The sequence below is a fragment of the Legionellales bacterium genome (assembly GCA_026125385.1).
Lineage (GTDB): Bacteria > Pseudomonadota > Gammaproteobacteria > JAHCLG01 > JAHCLG01 > JAHCLG01.
In genome coordinates, this window is the sequence record JAHCLG010000021.1 from 21,585 (window position 1) to 41,565 (window position 19,981).

At 39.7% G+C, this 19,981-nt stretch carries 16 protein-coding genes; 11 read left to right on the top strand and 5 right to left on the bottom strand.

The features are described from left to right. Window positions 1-171 precede the first annotated feature (171 nt). Window positions 172-453, top strand: coding sequence for a hypothetical protein (locus KIT27_08655; protein MCW5589715.1), 282 nt, complete (start codon window positions 172-174; stop codon window positions 451-453). A gap of 448 nt (window positions 454-901) precedes the next feature. On the opposite strand, the gene KIT27_08660 is transcribed toward KIT27_08655, so the two are convergent. Together KIT27_08660 and KIT27_08665 are read right to left on the bottom strand one after the other, a co-directional pair. Further along, window positions 902-2,662, bottom strand: coding sequence for a hypothetical protein (locus KIT27_08660; protein MCW5589716.1), 1,761 nt, complete (start codon window positions 2,660-2,662; stop codon window positions 902-904). Between the two features lie 317 nt (window positions 2,663-2,979). Continuing rightward, the gene (locus tag KIT27_08665; protein ID MCW5589717.1) at window positions 2,980-3,654 is read right to left on the bottom strand and encodes a helix-turn-helix domain-containing protein; all 675 of its coding nucleotides are present in this window, start codon (window positions 3,652-3,654) and stop codon (window positions 2,980-2,982) included. 223 nt (window positions 3,655-3,877) lie between these two features. On the opposite strand from KIT27_08665, the gene KIT27_08670 reads away from it, so the two are divergent. Together KIT27_08670 and KIT27_08675 are read left to right on the top strand one after the other, a co-directional pair. After that, window positions 3,878-4,138: a helix-turn-helix transcriptional regulator gene (locus tag KIT27_08670; GenBank protein MCW5589718.1), complete on the top strand. Its 261-nt coding sequence runs from the start codon at window positions 3,878-3,880 to the stop codon at window positions 4,136-4,138. Window positions 4,139-4,403: 265 nt separating this feature from the next. Continuing rightward, window positions 4,404-4,925: a hypothetical protein gene (locus tag KIT27_08675; protein MCW5589719.1), complete on the top strand. Its 522-nt coding sequence runs from the start codon at window positions 4,404-4,406 to the stop codon at window positions 4,923-4,925. Between the two features lie 140 nt (window positions 4,926-5,065). Here the strand turns inward: KIT27_08675 and KIT27_08680 are convergent, their stop codons facing one another. Continuing rightward, entirely contained in the window at window positions 5,066-6,319 is a 1,254-nt protein-coding gene (locus KIT27_08680) for an O-antigen ligase family protein (protein ID MCW5589720.1), read from the bottom strand. Window positions 6,320-6,482: 163 nt separating this feature from the next. Between KIT27_08680 and KIT27_08685 the strand changes: the two genes are divergently transcribed. The 5 genes from KIT27_08685 to KIT27_08705 all read left to right on the top strand — a co-directional run bounded on the left by KIT27_08685 (window position 6,483) and on the right by KIT27_08705 (window position 10,807). Beyond that, window positions 6,483-7,247, top strand: coding sequence for a polysaccharide deacetylase family protein (locus tag KIT27_08685; protein MCW5589721.1), 765 nt, complete (start codon window positions 6,483-6,485; stop codon window positions 7,245-7,247). 7 nt (window positions 7,248-7,254) lie between these two features. Beyond that, entirely contained in the window at window positions 7,255-8,436 is a 1,182-nt protein-coding gene (locus tag KIT27_08690) for a cation:proton antiporter (GenBank protein MCW5589722.1), read from the top strand. 2 nt (window positions 8,437-8,438) lie between these two features. After that, window positions 8,439-8,987 (top strand): 1,6-anhydro-N-acetylmuramyl-L-alanine amidase AmpD, encoded by a 549-nt coding sequence (gene ampD / locus KIT27_08695; GenBank protein ID MCW5589723.1) that lies wholly within the window; start codon window positions 8,439-8,441, stop codon window positions 8,985-8,987. A gap of 66 nt (window positions 8,988-9,053) precedes the next feature. Then, window positions 9,054-9,920: a regulatory signaling modulator protein AmpE gene (ampE, locus tag KIT27_08700; protein ID MCW5589724.1), complete on the top strand. Its 867-nt coding sequence runs from the start codon at window positions 9,054-9,056 to the stop codon at window positions 9,918-9,920. Then, window positions 9,908-10,807, top strand: a complete 900-nt coding sequence (locus tag KIT27_08705; GenBank protein ID MCW5589725.1) for a cobalamin-binding protein — start codon at window positions 9,908-9,910, stop codon at window positions 10,805-10,807. Before ampE ends, KIT27_08705 begins: the two co-directional genes overlap by 13 nt. 115 nt (window positions 10,808-10,922) lie before the next feature. Here KIT27_08705 and KIT27_08710 read toward each other — a convergent pair whose 3' ends face one another. Continuing rightward, window positions 10,923-13,373 carry a hypothetical protein gene (locus KIT27_08710; protein ID MCW5589726.1) on the bottom strand — a complete coding sequence of 817 codons (2,451 nt, stop codon included), beginning with the start codon at window positions 13,371-13,373 and terminating at the stop codon, window positions 10,923-10,925. A 202-nt stretch (window positions 13,374-13,575) separates the two neighbouring features. Further along, complete coding sequence (locus tag KIT27_08715; protein ID MCW5589727.1) at window positions 13,576-13,965, bottom strand: hypothetical protein; 390 nt, start codon at window positions 13,963-13,965, stop codon at window positions 13,576-13,578. 162 nt (window positions 13,966-14,127) lie between these two features. Here KIT27_08715 and aceE point away from each other — a divergent pair, with 162 nt between their 5' ends. Genes aceE through lpdA form a run of 3 tightly spaced genes read left to right on the top strand, consistent with a single transcriptional unit; the run spans window position 14,128 to window position 19,818 of the window. After that, window positions 14,128-16,794, top strand: coding sequence for a pyruvate dehydrogenase (acetyl-transferring), homodimeric type (aceE, locus tag KIT27_08720; GenBank protein ID MCW5589728.1), 2,667 nt, complete (start codon window positions 14,128-14,130; stop codon window positions 16,792-16,794). Between the two features lie 18 nt (window positions 16,795-16,812). Continuing rightward, entirely contained in the window at window positions 16,813-18,381 is a 1,569-nt protein-coding gene (locus KIT27_08725; GenBank protein ID MCW5589729.1) for a dihydrolipoyllysine-residue acetyltransferase, read from the top strand. A 9-nt stretch (window positions 18,382-18,390) separates the two neighbouring features. Further along, entirely contained in the window at window positions 18,391-19,818 is a 1,428-nt protein-coding gene (gene lpdA, locus KIT27_08730; protein ID MCW5589730.1) for a dihydrolipoyl dehydrogenase, read from the top strand. The last annotated feature ends 163 nt before the right edge of the window (window positions 19,819-19,981 follow it).

The window sequence follows — 19,981 nt, forward strand, 5'->3', positions numbered from 1 at the left end:
ATCATGGTTAATTTCTTACAAATAAAGTAGTCAATTTTCTAAATTTTAGATTCTAAAAGTGCCTTTAACAGAAAAAACAGCAAAAATAAATAAAATTTAAAAATATTTTTTCTAATTTATAAATTATCTGATATAATCAAAATGCTAAATTAATATTCAGGAGAAATTGACATGTCAAAGGCACTATTAGCTGCAAAGCAAAGAGTGAAAAAGCTTAAGCAAAAGTTGGATGCTGCTGAAAAGCAAGTCACCACTTTAGAAAGCAAAGAAACTTCTAAAGCTGCGAAAAAAACGAGTGGTAAAACCAAAGTTGCTAAAAAAGCAACTCGTGGTAGAAAACCAGGCGTTAAAAAAGCCGCTGGCAAAAAAACTGCCGTTAAAAAAGTGGCTAAGAAAGCAGGTGTAAAAAAAGCGGCTGGAAAAGGACGTGGTCGCCCACGTAAAGCTGCTTAAGACTGAACACTGCTTAATCGTAGTAAGTTAGTCACTAGTACATCGATTGCCGAATATTGTAAAAAATGTTCGGCAATTTTCTTTTGGGCTTACCTTGCGCGCGAGGAAAGCAAAAGCCTACCCACAGTAAGTACCTTATTCTCTCTTTGCGATCGTTATCTTTAATTGGATTTTAGGCTTTGTGGTCGAGCTAAAGCTAAGGCAACTTTTCCTCTTTGATAATGTTATCTGGAAACGTATTTGCCTGTCGTTAATGAAGTTTTTTAAATGAGTAGTCAGTGAGTGGCGATAAAATCTCATCAGTACACTAAGTGGCAAAGGATTTCAGGCACGATTGTCGGGAGCAGCCTCAACGATTTTAATCGGCTGCTTTCAAATAAGAAAAACAGAGCAAAAAACAATTTTTTTAGTCAAGAGTTAAACCCACTTAAATCCTTCCAGTCACAAATTAAGCAGCAGCCGCAGGTGTTGTGCGGTGCAATTGGAATTCTTCTGAGAAGTAATCGGTTAACTCGCGTTCTTCACCAAAAATGTTGTTTAAACGTTGGAGGAAGGTGTCTGTTTTGTTGGTATTTGAGTCATTCTCATTAGCAGGCGCTGCATCATCATGACAGAATTTATCCACATATGCCGCCACTTCGTATAATCGCGTTTGTACTTGGCTGATGTTGCGGAAGAAAGATTGGAAGGTGTTGCTAGGAATATTGTTATTTTCAATTTCAGCTAATATTGCTGATAATTCACTACGACTCATATTTGCATTAGGCAGAATACCATCATCATTTACCAAAACTTTTTTTAACCTGCGTAAAAAGCTATGTTTATTTCTACGTTTTTCCTTTTCATTAAAAAACGTTGGAGTTGTAGTCTTATCATTAACATAAGGTTGCAATTTTTCCATATCATTATTGATTTTAGTGATCAAATCATTTTTTAAGCTATCCTGTTTTAAAGTAGTTCCTTTAGTTAGACTAGGAACTTGAAAATAACGCTTAAAACACGAGAGTTTAGCTGGAGCTTGTGGATTTTGTTGATCCGCTGAACTAGCTGAACTAGCTGAACTAGCTGAACTAGCTGAAGTAGATGAGCTAGCTGAAGTAGGTGAGCTAGCTGAAGTAGGTGAGCTAGCTGAAGTAGATGGACTAGATGAAGGAGATAAACTAGCTGGATTATCTGAACTATGATTATCTACATCCACATCCTTCTTACACGTAAATTTTCTCCACAAGGACAACAACACATCTCGCAATACAAACTTTTTTTCATATCGAAAATCACTGGCATGATGATTCATGCTATTGTGTACGTTATTCTCATGCTCTCTTTTACGATCTTCTTCTATTGATACATTTGCATTTTGATTCTGCATAATATGATCTTGAGTGACCTGATTTACCAAAGTGTCTTTTGGAGATTGAGCTGGAGAATTTTCGCTTAAATTATTACCCGGTGTTAATGGTTTAATTGCAGCATTTTTTACCTTCTCCTCCTTATATTTCCTATATTTCCTCCACAATGGCACTATCACACCCATTACCACAAACGTGATAATACTCACTGTTGAAAGCACGATTAATGCCGCAGGGCCAGTCACGGGGTTTATCATCAGTAAACCTACTCCAAGCACAGCTACCGTTAATACTAGGGATTGCTTGGTTTTTTCGAGCGTGCGTTCTTTATAAAAAGCTTCTAACTTCGAACCTTTAGGTGCGCGCCAATAACGGTATAGATTGGAAAACATCATGAAAATATTACGCGCAGCATCAATACATAATGCGGTCATAAAAAAGATAGGTGTTAATGGTGATAATGCTACAAATGAAATGCCAATAGCCCCGGCGATAAAGCCAAATTTTAAAACGGCAGCGGTTAAGCCTAAAACAGCACCTAGGTTTTTATTTTTTTTCAAGTAAAAATAGCGCATTTCAATGGCCAGGATCGCAACTTCAATAATACCCGCGGTGAGAAAGAAACCTTTACCAATCAAGCCATGATGAAAAGTATCTAAATCGTATTCGTATTTATCAAAGAGAGATTTCTTTATTCCTTCAAATAGAAATTTGGTGAAAATCGCGGTGAAAATGGTCGATAATACTATTTCCATATTGGTTGTAAATTTCATCCACAACCAGGCCAGTGCGCGAAAAAACCGATTATTGTTTTCTTTTTCATTATTTTGTATTGTTGTAGAGTTTGTATTTTCTGACATGATTCAATTCCCGATTTAATCGTTAACTGCTGGCGGAGGAGCTAAACAGTATTGATACTTAGTACTTAATGTACACTAAAGACCTTGTGTTGTGAAATTACCCTTTCTTATCGAGGCCATAAGTGGCTCTTATGTGGCGGGGTTGGAGCGCAGCCGTAGCCTGGAACGGAGCGTCGCCTGGAACGGAGCGAGCCGTAGCCTGGAACGAAGCGCAGCGAAGATCCAGGATCCAGAGCTTCTTTAAAACTCCGATCCTGGATCTCCGCTGCGCTTCGTTCCAGGCTACCTTAGCGCTCCGATCCAGACTTGAGATCTTCTTAATGCGAATTAACCGCGTGAGTTTGTGTGGGTAAATAATCGATGCGGGCTTGCACCATAACGCCTAAATCGCGGTATTTTTTATCGAGTAATGTCACTGAAAAATCGCTATTTAATGGCTTAAGATAAGTATCTTCACCATCGATTAAAATTTGTTTGAAAGTGGCTTGTTTGTGGCCTTCGATATGAACCACGGCGTAGTCGCGATCTTTAGGTTTATAAGCCGGATCGATAACAATCAGCGTACCTTCTGGAAAACGTGGCAACATGGTGGAATCTTTAACGACTAAGGCAAATGCATTATCGCTCACGCTTAAATCGGTGGGGACATGTTGGGTGATTTCTTCGTCGGCTACTTTAGGCCATTGCGCAGCTTGCTCCCAGTTCAGCAAAGGGACTTGCACCCAGGCGCGAACGGTTTGAGCATAGGAGCCTTCGACTAAACCCTTGGGTAATGGTTCATCACCGATAAGTTGATTAATAGAAAGATTAAAATAAAGTGCGACGGGGCGGAGGGTTTCAATTTTAGGATTGCTGGTTTCGCCAGAGACCATGCGGTGAATAACGGGTTGGCCAATGCCCGTTTGACGCGACAGTTCAGATTCGGATAAGCGGCGGCTTTTCATTAATGCTCTGAGCACAGTGCTTAAATTGGATGTGTTTTGTGTAGTCATAACGTTCTCTCTGTGTGTGATTAATTTACGCCATTATATCATTTATATTATGTAAGTAAACATCATTTATTCAAAATAAAACGTTTAATTTTAATCAACATACAAAATTAATTCTTTAAACGCATAAATATTCTTTGACGTATTAATATTTATGTGTTAACTTCAAACCCAGCAGTGAATTATAGAAATTTATGTTATTGAAATCAGTTGGGGGAAAAGTAAGATGAAGATAAATCAACCTATCATGAATAAAGTGATTCCAACCAGTCCGCAAGTTCTGATAGCGGAACTCTTAAGCTTGCGTCAATATAGCATGAGTCGGTTGGCCAATGAGCTTTGCATTTCAAAAGCCTCGATCAGTCGTTTAATGAATGGCAGTATCAAACAACCTCATAATGCCACTTACCAAAAATTATTATCATTGTATTGTTCGGTATTTTGTAATAATCCTTCCATCACCCAGGCGCTGGAGCACGAGCACTAAACGTCTAGCACAACTTTTCCGAATTCCATGCTGATGTTGTTAGAGACAAATGAATTACACGATCACTGCGTCCCAAAAAAGCTGCTTGCAAGGGTGTGTAACGTTGTTTGTTGAGACATCAGTATGGTTTCTTGCTAAATGGGCAGAGTATGCTTTACTTAGTTATAGAGCTTGCTCTAAATCTATTGAAATTGCATATATTATCTGCAAAATTAATAGATGGTAATAACAAAGAATGCTTAGCAGTGTTACAGGGAGTATAACTATGATCGCAACCGCGGGTTTAGCGTTTTTTCCAAAAATTGTGTCGTTATTTCAATCGTATAATCAACCCACACCGCAACAACAGCAAGCCTTGCAATCGAGTATTAGCACTAGCAATCAGCATGTTGATATCAGCAAAAAAGCCTTAGAATTATCAGAAAAAGCCAGCGATGCCATTCAAGATATTGAGAAAAAAATTCATGCTATTTTGAAATTGGATAAGTTGGATGAAGCAAGCAAACACCAACTTCAGGCAGTGAATAGCGAAATCGATCACATCACACAACAGTTTGAAGTGGCGGGGTTCAATCCCGAAGCGGCTAACCATTTACAAAGTTTAGTGCAACAGCGGCAAGCCATTATGGGGCTAGATAAATTAAGCTCAGTGGAATTAAATCAATTACAACAGTTACAAAATACCTTGCAGAGCTTAGGAAAAAATCAGGGTGAACAAGCCTTATCGTTTAAAAATGCGCTGCAAAATTCAGGCACTAATTTATATCAAAAAATTGCGAGTTTTTAGCAAGGAGATTTTATCCAGGCTCTAAGCGTGAGTAAAACCATCAACACGATTATACCTGACGCACTTAACATGAGGTGAGCATCTTGAAGTGCCACTCATCTTTAAAAGAATATACCGCTCGTGATCTTTTCGTAATCTTTTTATCCCGCATTTTCATTGGCGCGGGGTATATTCTGCGGCAGCGCTGCAAAAAATAAACTCGTGAATATCACCAAAAAATAGCCCGTCGTCGATAAAAATAAAAAGCTATCGCAGGTTGCACCCACCGCGAAGGCTATGAGCATGGCCTGGGCGAGTGGTGTTAACTCCTTGCCTAAACCATGACTATAACGCCAAATTTGCCAAAATAAAAATAACAGTAATCCGAGTCCGACTACGCCAAATTGGAATAGGGTGATTAAATATTCGTTATGTGGATCGTTTAAACCATCGGGAAAATTAGGTGTATGTTCAACTTTTTTATTGTAACGCAAATAGAAACTACCCACCCCACTGCCAAGAATCGGATATTCTTTGATGAGTTGCAGGCTATTCGTCAGAAACGTTAAGCGCAAACCCAAGGAATTATTATCGAGTTGATGAACTTTGTATTGATCGACATTTTCCGACGCTGCTCGAATTTCGTTTTTAAAAATACTTGAATAATGATAACAAGCTAAAAAACCCAAAGGGATAATAATTAAAGTTGTGATAATGCCACGCCAATGCCATTTTTGCCATGACAATAAGATGAGTAATGCGGCAGAAATTAAATAGCCTGTTCTTCCAGAATTAATAAAATAAATTTGAAAGATAATCAGGGCTAATAATAATACATATATCAATAAGCGCCACCCATGCTTGGCAAACACTCTGAGTGCAATAATATAAGCGGCAAACGACATTAAAAAGCTAGTTTCAATATGATTTTTAAAAATAGTCCCGTCATCCACACTGGGATCGCTGTGGAGGATACCAAGCCATTTTGCATACGATAAAATTAAGGTGATTAACATAGCGATAAGAAATAAATTAATCCCACGATTTCGCCATTCTGCCTCACTAAATAATGGCATCAGTAAGGGAATAAACAGTAATTTTGCATAGCGATGTAATCCTTGGCCAATGTCTATCGCCCTACCTTGGCTATAAAGCGCGCTCACGCTAATCAATAGAAAATACATAAGCACAGCAATGGTAATAGGATTTTTAATGACGCGATTAAATTTTTCATATAAATTTCCAGCAATTATCGACAATAGCACAGCTGTCACTAAACATACATTCATGGCAAGAACGTTGATGGGTAAAAAAAGTAGCGTGGCGATGGCGGCGAGTTTACTAAGATAATCGGCAGCATAACGCCATCCTGAGTAATTAAACTGTGGGTTAGTTAAAAGCTTATCCGTTTGCAAAAATCTCATCTCACTGGTTGTTTTCGCGCTTTACCTTAACGCGTTCAGAAAATTAAATGAAGCTTGGAGTGTGCATTAATCGACAAGGCGAGTCAAGATTGTCGAGCAAAAACTGTCGACAACTCTAGATGTGAGGCATTGACTTCAGTAGAATAAGCCTTGAATGATGACTGCGGGCGTTTCAAGTGTGTTATTAATTTTAATGTATCATCGTATTTCCAATACTGGCATTCCCAATGACGTGGAAAAATTTTCCGATCATCTACGCTATTTAGCTCGGCATTATCCACTGATTTCTCCAGGCGATCCGCTGCATCCACGGCGATTATCAGTGTGTTTAACGTTTGACGATGCCTACGCTGATTTTTATCATGTGGTTTTCCCCTTATTACGAGAATTATCGATTCCAGCAGTGCTGGGCGTACCGGTATACTATATTGTGGAAACCACCTCACAGCCTAGTCAATCAAGATTAGCCATTTCTCCACAAGATGCTTTTAACCCCTCCATTTATGCTAACGCTGCACCCTTTTGTACATGGCAAGAATTACGAGAAATGGCTGGCACGGAGTGGGTAAAAGTCGCTTCGCATTCGTTTCATCATCCCACATTAACGGCACAGGATGTGGATTTATTTCAAGAAATTAATCACTCTAAATATGTGTTAGAAAATCAATTAAATCAAACCATCGATACCTTTATTTATCCCTATGGCCAAATGAATAAGTTGGTTCATGCTGAAGTTAAGCAGCAGTATCGCTATATTATGCGGGTAGGGTCAGCGTTAAATTATAATTGGATCAATAAAAATAATTTATTATATCGCGTTGATGCCGATCATTTTTGGCCAATGCAAAAACTTTGGAGCTTGGGCGATAGGGCACATTATTTTTTTAAATTTTTATTCAATCAGCTACGAGGAAAATAAAACATCTATGACTCACGACCCTATTATTTTTGCCCTATTTTTAATTTTTGCTGGCGCTGCGGTAATTGCAACAATCGTGCTCTACACTCGTCAATCTTTATTGGTCGCTTATATGTTATTGGGCGCTATGCTGGGTCCGTGGGGGTTAAACTGGTTTTCAGATTCAATGTTAGTGTCGCAAGTCGGCAATGTCGGAATTATATTTTTACTCTTTTTAATGGGACTCAGTTTAAAACCCAGTAATTTATTTAAAATGTTACAAAAAACCACGATAATTACTTTAATCAGCTCACTAATATTTTTATTTATAGGCTTTTTACTCAGCCGATTATTTGGCTACACCTGGAATGAATCGCTGCTAGTTGGCGCGGCGATGATGTTCTCCTCCACCATTATTGGGATTAAATTATTACCCACCACCATTTTGCATCACCAGCATACTGGGGAGGTGATGATCAGTATTTTACTAATGCAAGATATTATTGCCATCATCGTGTTATTGATTCTGCACGGTTTGGAGAGTGGAGGTTTTCATCTGGTTGAATTTATCAAAATGTTGTTTGCCTTACCCTTATTATTGGGAATTGCTTTTTTAGGAACCCGTTTTTTTTTATTACGCTTAATTCGTCGTTTCGATCGCATTCAAGAATATATTTTTTTAATTTCGATTGCTTGGTGCTTAAGTATGGGAATTTTAGCTGATGAGCTGGGTTTGTCGGCTGAAATTGGCGCTTTTATTGCAGGCGTTTCTTTAGCTACTAATCCGGTCTCTATTTATATTGCAGAAAGTTTGAAACCCTTACGCGATTTCTTTTTAATTATGTTTTTCTTTGCCATTGGGGCAAGTTTTAATATTCATTATTTTCCACAAGTGATAATTCCCGCGTGTGTGTTGGCAGCCGCGATGCTAATTGCTAAACCCTGGGTATTTCGTTTTTTATTAATTCGTGTCGGAGAAGTGCAACACATTGCCACAGAAATTGCTTTTCGCTTAGGACAGTTGAGTGAATTTTCATTATTGATTACCTACTTGGCATTAAATACTTTTTCAGGAAAACAGTTAATTGCATCACCTGCGGCCTATTTAATTCAGGCCGCCACCATAGTAACCTTTATTGTATCTTCGTACGTGGTGATTTTTCGTTATCCAACGCCCATTGCTTTATCCGATAAATTACGGCGAGATTAAAGATGAAAATTCAACAGCATTATTTTACTGCCATGCCCTTTATTCCTTCACCGAATTTTAACGAGCGCCCAGCCAATACCACTATCGATCTAATTGTTATTCACGCGATTTCTTTGCCGCCCGATCAATTTGGCGGTAATTTTATTGAAGCCTTTTTCTTAAATCAATTAAACACCACATTACATCCTTATTTTCAAACGCTCAGCGGAATACAAGTCTCAGCGCATGTGGTGATCTATCGCGATGGCACATGTCAACAATTTGTACCTTTGGATAAACGTGCCTGGCATGCGGGTCAATCAAGTTTTGCCGGTAGAGAAAATTGTAATGATTTTTCGATTGGCATTGAGCTTGAAGGCAGTGATCAGCAACCTTATACCGCTATACAATATACGCAATTGCAAGCCGTGGTTAATTGTTTACTTGCGAATTATCCGGCGATTACGCATGATAGGATTGTGGGGCATTGCGATATTGCACCAAATCGTAAAACCGACCCAGGTCCTCATTTCGATTGGGAACGTTTTAAAAATGGTTTATCAAAAACCTAACACAGTGCGCTATAATTACCTGAACCAAGGTGGATTAACCATCCGCATCATACACAAGGACTTACCATGTTTACATTATTTGTTGTCATTATAACATTGATGTTTGAATATGCCGTGGGATTTAATCCCCAATTTCGCTGTTATTTTTGGTTTGAGAGTTATTTAAATTTATTGCAACCTTGGGTTAAGCGAATTTCTAAATGGCGCGAATGGTCGGGTTACATTGCCTTTATGCTGCCTATTTTACTGCTCACCTTATTTTTTAATTGGCTTTTTTGTGAATGGATTTGGGGTTTGGTCGGATTATTATTTAATATTGCCATTTTAATTTATTGTCTTGGGCCTCGCGATTTATTACTACAATTTGGCTTATATAAAGAAGCCTATGAACGTGGCGATAACGTTGCTGCCAATCAACATTTACAAACGATGATCGAAGCACCAATTAACGCAGATGAATTAACTGCCAACCGCGAATTATCTCATCATTTATTCATACAAGCGAATCAACGAATTTTTGCCGTATTATTTTGGTATAGCATTTTAGGGGTAGTAGGTGCAGTACTCTATCGTTTTACCGTGATTTTTAAAAATATTGCTCAGCGCGAAAGTAGTGATTACGGTTTATATGCAGCTGTCACTCAATGCGTGCAAACGTTAATGGATTTTATCCCCGCCCGCTTAGTAGGACTTGCCTACGCTTGCGCAGGCGATTTTGTGCGCGGCTTTAATGCCTGGCGCGAATTTGCATGGGGTAATTTGCACAGCAGCTACGAATTATTAAAAGCCTGTGGTATCGGTGCAATTGCCGCGTCTAAACGCGCCAAATCGGGATTGGCTGAAAATGTTGCTGCGATTGAATTAATACAACGCAGTATTTGGTTGTGGGTGATTGTTTACGCTTTAATTATATTTTTTGGATGGTTACTCTAATTATAAATAATTTTATAAATAATTTATTCAAGCTGATTATCGCAGGGATTATTTTTATTTTAAACCCAGTTTATGCCAACATTATCGTCCGCGATGATGTTGGTAATATTGTTACTATCGCAAAACCTGCCACTCGCATCGTGAGTCTTGCTCCGCATTTAACAGAAATGATTTATGCGCTCAAGGCAGGTCAACAATTAATTGCGGTGAGTACTTACAGCAATTTTCCCCCGGCCGCGCAAAAACTTCCGGTGATTGGCAGCGATCACGGTTTAGATTTAGAACGCATTCTCGCCCTACATCCCGATTTAATTTTAGCTTGGCATTCCGGCAATCCGCGCGATGAAATTCAACAATTAAAAAAAATGGGGATCGCTGTTTATGAAAATAATCCACAACAATTAAATGAAATTGCTCATACCTTGCAAAACCTGGGCAAATTAACCGGACATGAGAGCTTGGCCAATACCTTGACAAAACAATTTAATCAGCAGCTAAGCGATTTAAAAAAAATGTATCACTCATCTCATCCGCTGCGCGTATTTTTTGAAATTTGGCATCAACCTTTAATCACGATAGGTCATCCACATTATATTAATCAAGCGATTGAATTATGCGGAGGAAAAAATATTTTTGCAGACGAATCTCTTGCCACCTTTCAAACTACACCAGAAGCGGTATTGGCACGCAATCCACAAATTATTATTGCAAGCTCAGACGATCCCAATTGGCAAAAAACCTGGCGTTTATTTACAACGATGGCAGCGGTCAAACACCACCACTTATTTACCCTCAATGCCGATTTAATCGAACGCCCAGGCCCTCGTTTGATTCAGGGGATTAAACAACTCTGCGCGATGGTGAGTGATGCTTCGAGAGAGGGGTAGTCTAAAAAATTTTTAACTGATGGTGATGAGGTAACCATTCTGTTAGCCGATTTAATTACTCCAGGAGTTTCGCGCAAGTGCGAAACTCCTGTATTCATGCAACTTGGATTTTAGCTTATATTGTGTTGCGAGGAGTGTTTTTCCCAGGTTGCATTTCAACATCGCTATCCCTACCAGTTTGCGGTGCTTGATCAACTTGCATTGTACTAGCGACTGCTGGGTTATTAGTAACAGGGCGACTCAATTGTAAAATTTGTGCGGTAGGAGTCGCAGTCGCAGTACTAATAATGGACGATATGGAAGAAGAGGTATTATTACTCTTAATGCTCGGCCAATGCTGCCTGAAGGCAGAAGAGGTATTTGCTCTTGTTGCGTTACTCGATAAATTAGACATGATCTCGCTAGTTGAACTCGAGCTGTTGTTCGATAAGCTAATTGTCGTAACTGAAGAAGACCCTTTAGGGTGGTTAGCACTGCTTGTGCTCGAGTTAGAGCTACTGCTACTTGAACTAGAGCTTGAGCTGACTGATGTAGCGTTGGTCATTTTGACCTGATAAGGTAGATTTGAGGTCTGCTTCGTACTAACAATAGACGATGCGGAAGAAGAGGTACTCACTCTTGTTGCGTTACACGATAAATTAGACATGATCTCGCTACTTGAACTCGAGCTGTTGTTCGATAAGTTAATTGTTGTAACTGAAGAAGACCCTTTAGGGTGGTTAGTACTGCTTAAATCTGCCTTAGAGCGACTACTAATACTGGAGCTAGAGTCATTACTGCGGTGGTCATCGTGGTTATAAGTAGTTTGCTCGGAGAAAGTTGAGATTTCCGTTTTAGGGCGTTTAATTAATCTTGTGGGTGTTTCATTAGAGGTATTGCATGTTGTATTGTGGTCATTATTTGACATGTTATCTGCTTGCGTGGAAGCTATAGAGCGTTTTGGATTGGGTTTGTCGCCGCTCGCTTTGTTAATGATGGAATCTGTGTCAATAAATTTTGCATTAGCTTCTTCATCTCCTACGCTTTCGATTCCAAAATCGTTTGTATCAATTTTTTTCTTTCTTATATGTCGGAGGAGGGATCGACTCATAGATCCTAACTTTTTAGGATCTGGTACATCTCCTGATTCTTTATAGCGTCGATATTGCATTATGAGAGTCGAAATAATCATGTTAGGCTTACTGTTATCATTTTCGGAATGGTGATCTTCTGGCCCAGAATTTTGGGAATCCTGTTTTTTATCAGCAAATAACTTTTCCCAAACGAGATCTAAAGTTACTATAAGATCATTAAACTCATCCGCGCCTGCACTCATTAGCGTATCAAACTTAAATAGCTCTCCAAAAGTTGTCCACTCGCTTACTTTTTGTAGAATATGGTAAAGTCGAGACGCTGTATTGGGGTTACTTTTTGTAACAACCTTCTTTGTAATATCAGGATTGGAAAACCAAGTATTATAATCAAATAAAGTATCATCTTCATCTTCTTGCCAAGGTCTGTTTGCAAAGTCGGTAAAAAAAGGTAAACCCCTATTCATCATTAAATTGCCAAAGGGATTCGCGCTTAAAACTACTACCCATCTTACAGTAGGTTTTAATGCTAATATATCATTTAACGTTATGTTTTGTTTAACTGGGGTATATTTGGATATCTCTTGATTAGAACATAAGGATACGATGTTGTTAAAATAGCTTAAAAAGAATATAACTTCTGCTTTAGTTTTAAGAAGCGAGGAAGTCAATAAATCAGAAATTTTTAGAGTTACCTTACTGTGTAAATCAATTTGGTTAATGCCATTAAGAGCTTTGGGATCGGCTAGTAATCTTTTCGAATGAGGATCTAATTTCAATAACGCATCTAATGAACCATATTGATTATTGCTAACAAGAAACGGTAATATAGGTTTAATATCTCGAAGAAATTTAATATCTTCTTCATCAAGCATAAAAAGATAGTTTTTGATATATTCTGCGAAGCTTTTATTTACCGCTTCTTGTTCAGTTTGGGTTAAGTAAGCTTTATTTTTATATAAATCACATCTCGCTAATAATTTTGCTATTTCTTCGACCTGACCCGCTGTTAGGATTTTCGCTAATTTGGCGATCTTGTTATCATCTGGTGTATTAACAGAACTAGATAAAGTATTGGGTGTTGGATGATCATTACTACCTATACCTAAAAGTTTTTTTATTAGTTTTTGTTGTTCAATATAGAAGAGATCAATAATTTTCGAAAGGTTAGCATGAGGTATTTTATAATAAGACATTATCTCTTGATAATGGGTATCGAAGATATCAATCTGCTCTGGATTCAAGGTATTTAATTCTGAAATAGGATCTTTAGTAATGATATTCGTAAATGATAATGATGATGCTGAAGTTGGGGGAACCTGAATAGTTATACTAGGTTCTTTCTTTAGTTTTTCAATTAACTTTTGCTTTTTGTGAGAAGTGGGGTTTACGGTTTCACTTGAATCTTGAGCATGTATGCTTGAAATAGAGGTTATAGTTACGCTTGATTTTTGAGTATTGGTGCTTGAGGTAGTTGAACTACTATTTGTAAACATTTCTTTTACCTTCTTATTATTTTAGTAGAATATCGAATTTTCGCATCCTAATTGAATGGCGCATATTTGTCAATACTCTTACGCGCTGCGACTTAAGCATAAAACGATAAAGAGTCATAAAAATTTTAAATTGGCTAATGAGAAAACTTAACGATAAGCATCACCCTTTTAAATGAATTTTTTATTTGTCGAATAATAAAATTTATGGTGAGTGTTGTAAATGAAATACATGAGCGCTGCAACGTTCTGCAATGGTGGCAGCATCCTTTGTATCCTCACCGCCATGACATACTGACGTGGCTCCTATTTTTTCGGAATAATAGTTTGGTGAGTTTGCTATCCAGGGTAATGGTACAGATGCGTCGACTGAAAAAGAGGTATCATCTTTGTAGATACATGTTAAGACCGAGGGTAACTGCTGGGTAACATCTTCGTTAACAAAAATTGAAGTGCCGATAAGGGGATTGGAGGAGGCATTGTACGTTTGAGGGCATTGGCAATTACCTGCGCTATCACATACCAGTTGGCTGGCAAATGCGGATGAAAAAAATAAACCCACGAACAATACACTCAGAATGACAATTTTTTTCATTTTAATAGGACTCGTTTCTATTACCTTGATTAGAGATAGTATAGCATAGCCCGCATAAAAGATGCACTGCTAGCTTTAATGGCGCCTACAAATGCAATTTCGCATTTTGCGGCGGAATGAGTATAATCCTCATCAATTAAAACACAGTGTGCTAGAGGTAACTTGTCCGTGGCAAACGTCAACGATATCGATCCCCAGGAAACTGCAGAATGGTTAGCAGCTTTAGACGACGTATTACGCGCCGAAGGTGTGGAACGTACCCATTTTTTGCTGAATCAACTGTTACAGCACGCGCGTGCCGCTGGTGCTGAAATTCCTTTTAAAGCGACCACGCGTTATCTCAATACTATCTCTCCAAACCAAGAGCAACCGCTTCCCAACGAGGGCAGTGTCGCCAAGCGTGTGAGTAATTTAATCCGTTGGAATGCCCTGGCCATGGTTTTGCGTGCCGGTAAAAAAGCACCCGGTGTTGGCGGTCACATTGCTAGTTATGCCTCAGCTGCCACGTTATATGACATTGGTTTTAATTATTTTTTTCACGCGGCCAATACGGATCACGGCGGTGATTTAATTTATATTCAAGGCCATAGTGCCCCTGGAATCTATGCGCGAGCCTTTTTGGAAGGCCGATTAAGTGCTGCCCAACTCGATAATTTTCGCCAAGAAGTCGAAAAAGACGGTTTATCTTCTTATCCTCACCCGTGGCTGATGCGAGATTTTTGGCAATTTCCTACCGTTTCCATGGGACTTGGGCCCCTGCAAGCGATTTATCAAGCGCGATTTTTAAAATATTTACATCATCGCGGTTTAGTCGATACCTCCCAGCGTAAAGTCTGGGTATTTTGCGGCGATGGCGAGATGGATGAACCGGAATCGTTGGGGGCAATTGCGCTGGCTTCACGGGAAAATTTAGATAATTTAATTTTCGTGATTAATTGCAATTTGCAACGCCTCGATGGTCCTGTGCGCGGTAATAGTAGCATTATTCAAGAATTAGAAGGCGTATTTAGCGGGGCTGGATGGCAAGTTTTAAAAGTCATTTGGGGCAGTCGCTGGGATGAGTTATTTGCGCGCGATAAAAACGGTTTGCTGTTAAAACGCATGGAAGAAGCCGTTGATGGCGATTATCAAAATTATAAAGCGCACGATGGCGCGTATGTTCGCGAACATTTTTTTGGAAAATATCCTGAATTAAAAGCAATGGTCGCGCATTTATCGGATGAGGAAATTTGGCGTTTAAATCGCGGTGGTCATGATCCACAAAAAGTCTATGCGGCCTATCACCAAGCGGTGAACACTAAAAATAAACCCACTGTAATTTTAGCGAAAACCGTAAAAGGTTACGGCATGGGTTCAGCCGGTGAAGGATTAAACATCACTCATCAACAGAAAAAAATGAATATCGAACAGTTAAAACAATTTCGCGATCGCTTTGACATTCCCATTAGCGACGACGAGATTGAAAAAATTCCTTTTTATCGCCCGGCCGATACGAGTGAAGAAATTCAATTCTTAAAAAACAAACGACAAGCGCTGGGAGGATTTTTACCCGCGCGTCGTCATCGTTCCAGTCAAAGCCTTAACGTACCCGATCGCAGTGCATTTAACAGCTATTACGAAAGCAGTGGCGATCGAGAAATTTCCACCACCATGGCATTTGTGAGAATTTTAAATACCATCATTAAAGATAAAGAATTGGGTGAGCGCGTGGTGCCGATTGTTCCCGATGAATGTCGCACTTTTGGGATGGAAGGCATGTTTCGCCAATTAGGGATTTATTCGCAAGTGGGACAATTATATACCCCAGTCGATCGCGATCAGGTTATGTATTATCGTGAAGATAAAAAAGGTCAAATTTTAGAAGAAGGAATTAACGAAGCGGGTGCATTTTCTTCGTGGATTGCTGCTGCCACTTCATATAGCGTCAGCGATTATCCGATGATTCCTTTTTATATTTATTATTCCATGTTTGGTTTTCAACGTATTGGCGATTTAGCATGGGCCGCCGGCGATTCCAGTGCACGAGGATTTTTATTGGGCGCTACCGCAGGTCGTACCACACTCGCGGGAGAAGGTTTGCAACATCAAGATGGGCATAGTCATATTTTAGCCTCAACCATTCCCAATTGTGTGGCCTACGATCCGACTTACGCCTATGAATTAGCCGTGATCATTCAAGATGGTTTGCGCCGCATGTATCAAGAGCAAGAAAATATTTTTTATTATATTACCTTGATGAATGAAAATTATACTCATCCCGCAATGCCTGAAAATGTCGAAGAAGCCATTTTAAAAGGCCTGTATTTATTAAAACCAGCCGCACAAAAAAATCAACATCATGTGCAATTATTAGGTTGTGGTACAATTTTGTTAGAAGTATTAAAAGCACAAGAAGTCTTAGCTTCCGACTACAATGTAACCGCCGATGTTTGGAGTGTGACGAGTTTTAATGAATTACGTCGTGAAGGCTTAGCAATACAACGTTATAATTTATTGCATCCTGAGGCCAAACCTAAAATTCCTTACGTCACCGACTGTTTAAAACAACAAACAGGTCCCGTGATTGCTGCCACCGACTATATGAAACTCTATGCCGATCAAATTCGTGAATTTGTACCCGCACCATTTTATTGTTTAGGCACCGATGGTTTTGGACGTTCCGATACGCGCGAAGCCTTACGCCATCATTTTGAAGTGGATTGCAAATTTATTGTTGTTGCAGCGCTGAAAGCGCTCAGCGATCAACTCGCCATTCCGGCATCGATGGTCACGGATGCCATGAAAAAATTTGGCATCGATCCTGAAAAACCCAATCCCGTTGATCATTAATTTCAGAGGAGAAAATCATTGTCTACATTAAAAGAAATTTTCATCCCTGATATTGGTGGCGCAGAAAATGTCGATGTGATCGAAATTCTCGTCAGTAAAGGACAGGCGATTAAAAAAGAAGAGCCATTAATTACATTGGAAAGCGATAAAGCGACCATGGAAATTCCGTCACCTCAAGCAGGCAATGTTCATGATATTCATGTCAACGTTGGCGATAAAGTGTCACAAGGAAAATTGATATTAACGTTAGACGTGAGTGATGAAAATGCCGAAGTTCCTTCAACACCTACCGCTGAAAAAAAAGTTGATGCACCCGCAAATACTGCAAAAACCAAGGGAAATACAACACAGCAAACCGTGAATGTGCCCGATATTGGTGATGCTAAAAACGTTGAAGTGATTGAAATATTAGTGAACGTCGGCGATGAAGTTGCTCTTGACGATCCATTAATTACCTTAGAATCTGAAAAAGCGTCAATGGATATTCCCGCACCGTGTAGCGGTAAAATTACTCACTTATTAATTAAAGTCGGCGATAAAGTTTCGCAAGGTGATGCAATTTTAACGATGACCACCGAGACTGCTACATCATCGAACCCACCTGAAATTATCCAAACATCAGCGAATAATACTACGGTTTCTAAACTTGCAGCCGTTATTGATCACAGTGAAATTATTAAAACCAATGCCAAGGTTTATGCAAGCCCAAGCGTTAGAAGAATTGCGCGTGAATTTGGTGTCGATTTAAACTTAGTAACCGGCAGTGGCCGTAAACATCGCATTCTCAAAGAAGATGTGCAAACCTTTGTGAAAAACGCGTTGCAACAGCGGAATCAAACGGGTACAGGATTCGGATTTAAACCGGCACCCGCCATTGATTTTTCGCAATTTGGTGAGATAAATACTTTACCGTTAAATAAAATAAAACGATTAACGGGTGAAAATGTTCACAGGAGTTGGATAAGCATTCCACACGTCACCCAATTCGATGAAGTCGACATCACCGAACTTGAACAGTTTCGCCAAGCCCATAAAGACGATAAACGCATGCAGGGTGCGAAATTAACACCCTTAATTTTTATCATGACTGCTGTGGTAAAATGTTTACAAGCCTTTCCAACGTTTAATAGCTCACTCGATGCCAGTGCTGAAAATTTAATTATAAAAAATTATTTTCATTTAGGCATTGCGGTGGATACACCCAATGGTTTAGTAGTACCTGTGGTACGCAATGTCGATCAAAAAACTATTTTTCAATTAGCGATTGAATTAGCGGAAATCAGCCAAAAAGCGCGCGATAAAAAATTAATGCCGAAAGACATGCAAGGTGGTAGCTTTACCATTTCCAGTTTAGGTGGGATTAGCGGCACCGGCTTCACTCCGATTGTGAATTCACCGGAAGTGGCGATTTTAGGAATTTCACGCTCCAAAATTCAACCGGTCTTTACTGACGGAGAATTTCTTCCACGTTTAATCATGCCTTATGCGTTATCTTACGATCATCGTGTCATCGATGGCGCAGAAGCAGCGCGATTTACCAAACTATTAAACGAATATTTAAACGATATTCGCGAATTACTATTATAAGGGGAAACCATGAGTAACATAATTAAAGCTGAAGTTGCCGTATTAGGCAGTGGTCCAGGCGGATACAGCGCTGCTTTTCGCGCGGCTGATTTAGGCAAACAAGTTGTCTTAATCGAACGTTATAATGAATTGGGTGGTGTGTGTTTAAATGTGGGTTGTATTCCATCCAAAGCCTTATTACATGCTGCAAAAGTATTAGATGAAGCCGCGGAAATGTCGGCGCACGGCATTGAGTTTGGCCAACCCAAAATTAATCTTGAAAAATTACGTGCATTTAAAGCCGGTGTTATTAAAAAATTAACCGGTGGCTTAACTATGATGGCCAAGCAACGCAAAGTGACGGTGGTGCAAGGCGTGGGGCAATTTATTTCAGCGCATGAAATAGAAGTCACCAATAAAAATGGCGAAAAAACCCTAGTGCAATTTGACAATATGATTATTGCCGCGGGTTCTCGTGTAGTGAAATTACCCTTTTTACCAGACGATCCCCGCATTATCGATTCCACTGGTGCTTTAGAATTAGCGGATACACAAGGTGACATGTTAATTTTAGGGGGTGGAATTATTGGTTTAGAAATGTCGTGTGTTTATCACGCATTAGGTTCCAAAATTAGTATCGTTGAAATGCTTCCGCAATTAATTGCCGCAGCCGATGCCGATGTCGTCAAACCTTTGCATAAATGGCTGGAAAATCGTTATCAAAAAATTATGTTAGAAACCAAAGTTACCAAAGTGGAAGCGAAAAAAGATGGACTATGGGTCACCTTTGAAGGCAAACAAGCACCAGAAAAACCTCAACGTTACGATCGCATTTTATCCGCAGTGGGCCGTCGTCCTAACGGCGATTTAATCGCTGCCGCTAAAGCCGGAGTGAACGTCGATGAGCGCGGATTTATTGCCGTTGATAAACAACAACGCACCAATATCCCGCATATTTTTGCCATTGGAGATATTTGTGGCAATCCTATGCTTGCACACAAAGCGGTTCCTGAAGGACGTTTAGCCGCAGAAGTGATTGCAGGTAAAAAACATTTTAACGATGTCAAAGTGATCCCATCGGTTGCCTATACCGATCCAGAAATTGCCTGGGTGGGTGTGACTGAACGTGAAGCAAAAGAACAAGGCATCACTTACGATAAAGGCGTATTTCCTTGGGCCGCAAGTGGGCGCTCACTGGGCATTGGCCGCAGCGAAGGCATGACCAAATTAATTTTTGATGAAAATCATCGTGTGATTGGTGCAGGAATTGTGGGACCCAATGCCGGAGAATTAATCGCCGAAGTTGCCCTGGCCATTGAAATGGGCTGCGATGCCGAAGATATCGCCTTAACCTCTCATCCGCATCCTACGTTATCAGAAACCGTGATGCTGGCCACTGAAATGTTTGAAGGCACGATTACCGATTTAATCGCCCCGAAAAAAAATAAGGAAAAATAGTAATGTAGCCTGGAACGCAGCGCAGCCGTAGCCTGGAACGTAGCGCAGCGAAGATCCAGGATCCCAAGCTTGTTAAAAACACCGATCCTGAATTGCACGTTGTTCAACTCAGGTTAGATTTATGCGTAGTAGCGTAGCCTGGAATTTCGCTGCGCTACAATCC

Bases quoted from the DNA above. Each gene is read 5' to 3' on its own strand.
- KIT27_08655 (MCW5589715.1), top strand. From the start codon at position 172: ATGTCAAAGGCACTATTAGCTGCAAAGCAAAGAGTGAAAAAGCTTAAG.
- KIT27_08660 (MCW5589716.1), bottom strand. From the start codon at position 2,662: ATGTCAGAAAATACAAACTCTACAACAATACAAAATAATGAAAAAGAA.
- KIT27_08665 (MCW5589717.1), bottom strand. From the start codon at position 3,654: ATGACTACACAAAACACATCCAATTTAAGCACTGTGCTCAGAGCATTA.
- KIT27_08670 (MCW5589718.1), top strand. From the start codon at position 3,878: ATGAAGATAAATCAACCTATCATGAATAAAGTGATTCCAACCAGTCCG.
- KIT27_08675 (MCW5589719.1), top strand. From the start codon at position 4,404: ATGATCGCAACCGCGGGTTTAGCGTTTTTTCCAAAAATTGTGTCGTTA.
- KIT27_08685 (MCW5589721.1), top strand. From the start codon at position 6,483: ATGATGACTGCGGGCGTTTCAAGTGTGTTATTAATTTTAATGTATCAT.
- KIT27_08690 (MCW5589722.1), top strand. From the start codon at position 7,255: ATGACTCACGACCCTATTATTTTTGCCCTATTTTTAATTTTTGCTGGC.
- ampD (MCW5589723.1), top strand. From the start codon at position 8,439: ATGAAAATTCAACAGCATTATTTTACTGCCATGCCCTTTATTCCTTCA.
- ampE (MCW5589724.1), top strand. From the start codon at position 9,054: ATGTTTACATTATTTGTTGTCATTATAACATTGATGTTTGAATATGCC.
- KIT27_08705 (MCW5589725.1), top strand. From the start codon at position 9,908: ATGGTTACTCTAATTATAAATAATTTTATAAATAATTTATTCAAGCTG.
- KIT27_08710 (MCW5589726.1), bottom strand. From the start codon at position 13,373: ATGTTTACAAATAGTAGTTCAACTACCTCAAGCACCAATACTCAAAAA.
- KIT27_08715 (MCW5589727.1), bottom strand. From the start codon at position 13,965: ATGAAAAAAATTGTCATTCTGAGTGTATTGTTCGTGGGTTTATTTTTT.
- lpdA (MCW5589730.1), top strand. From the start codon at position 18,391: ATGAGTAACATAATTAAAGCTGAAGTTGCCGTATTAGGCAGTGGTCCA.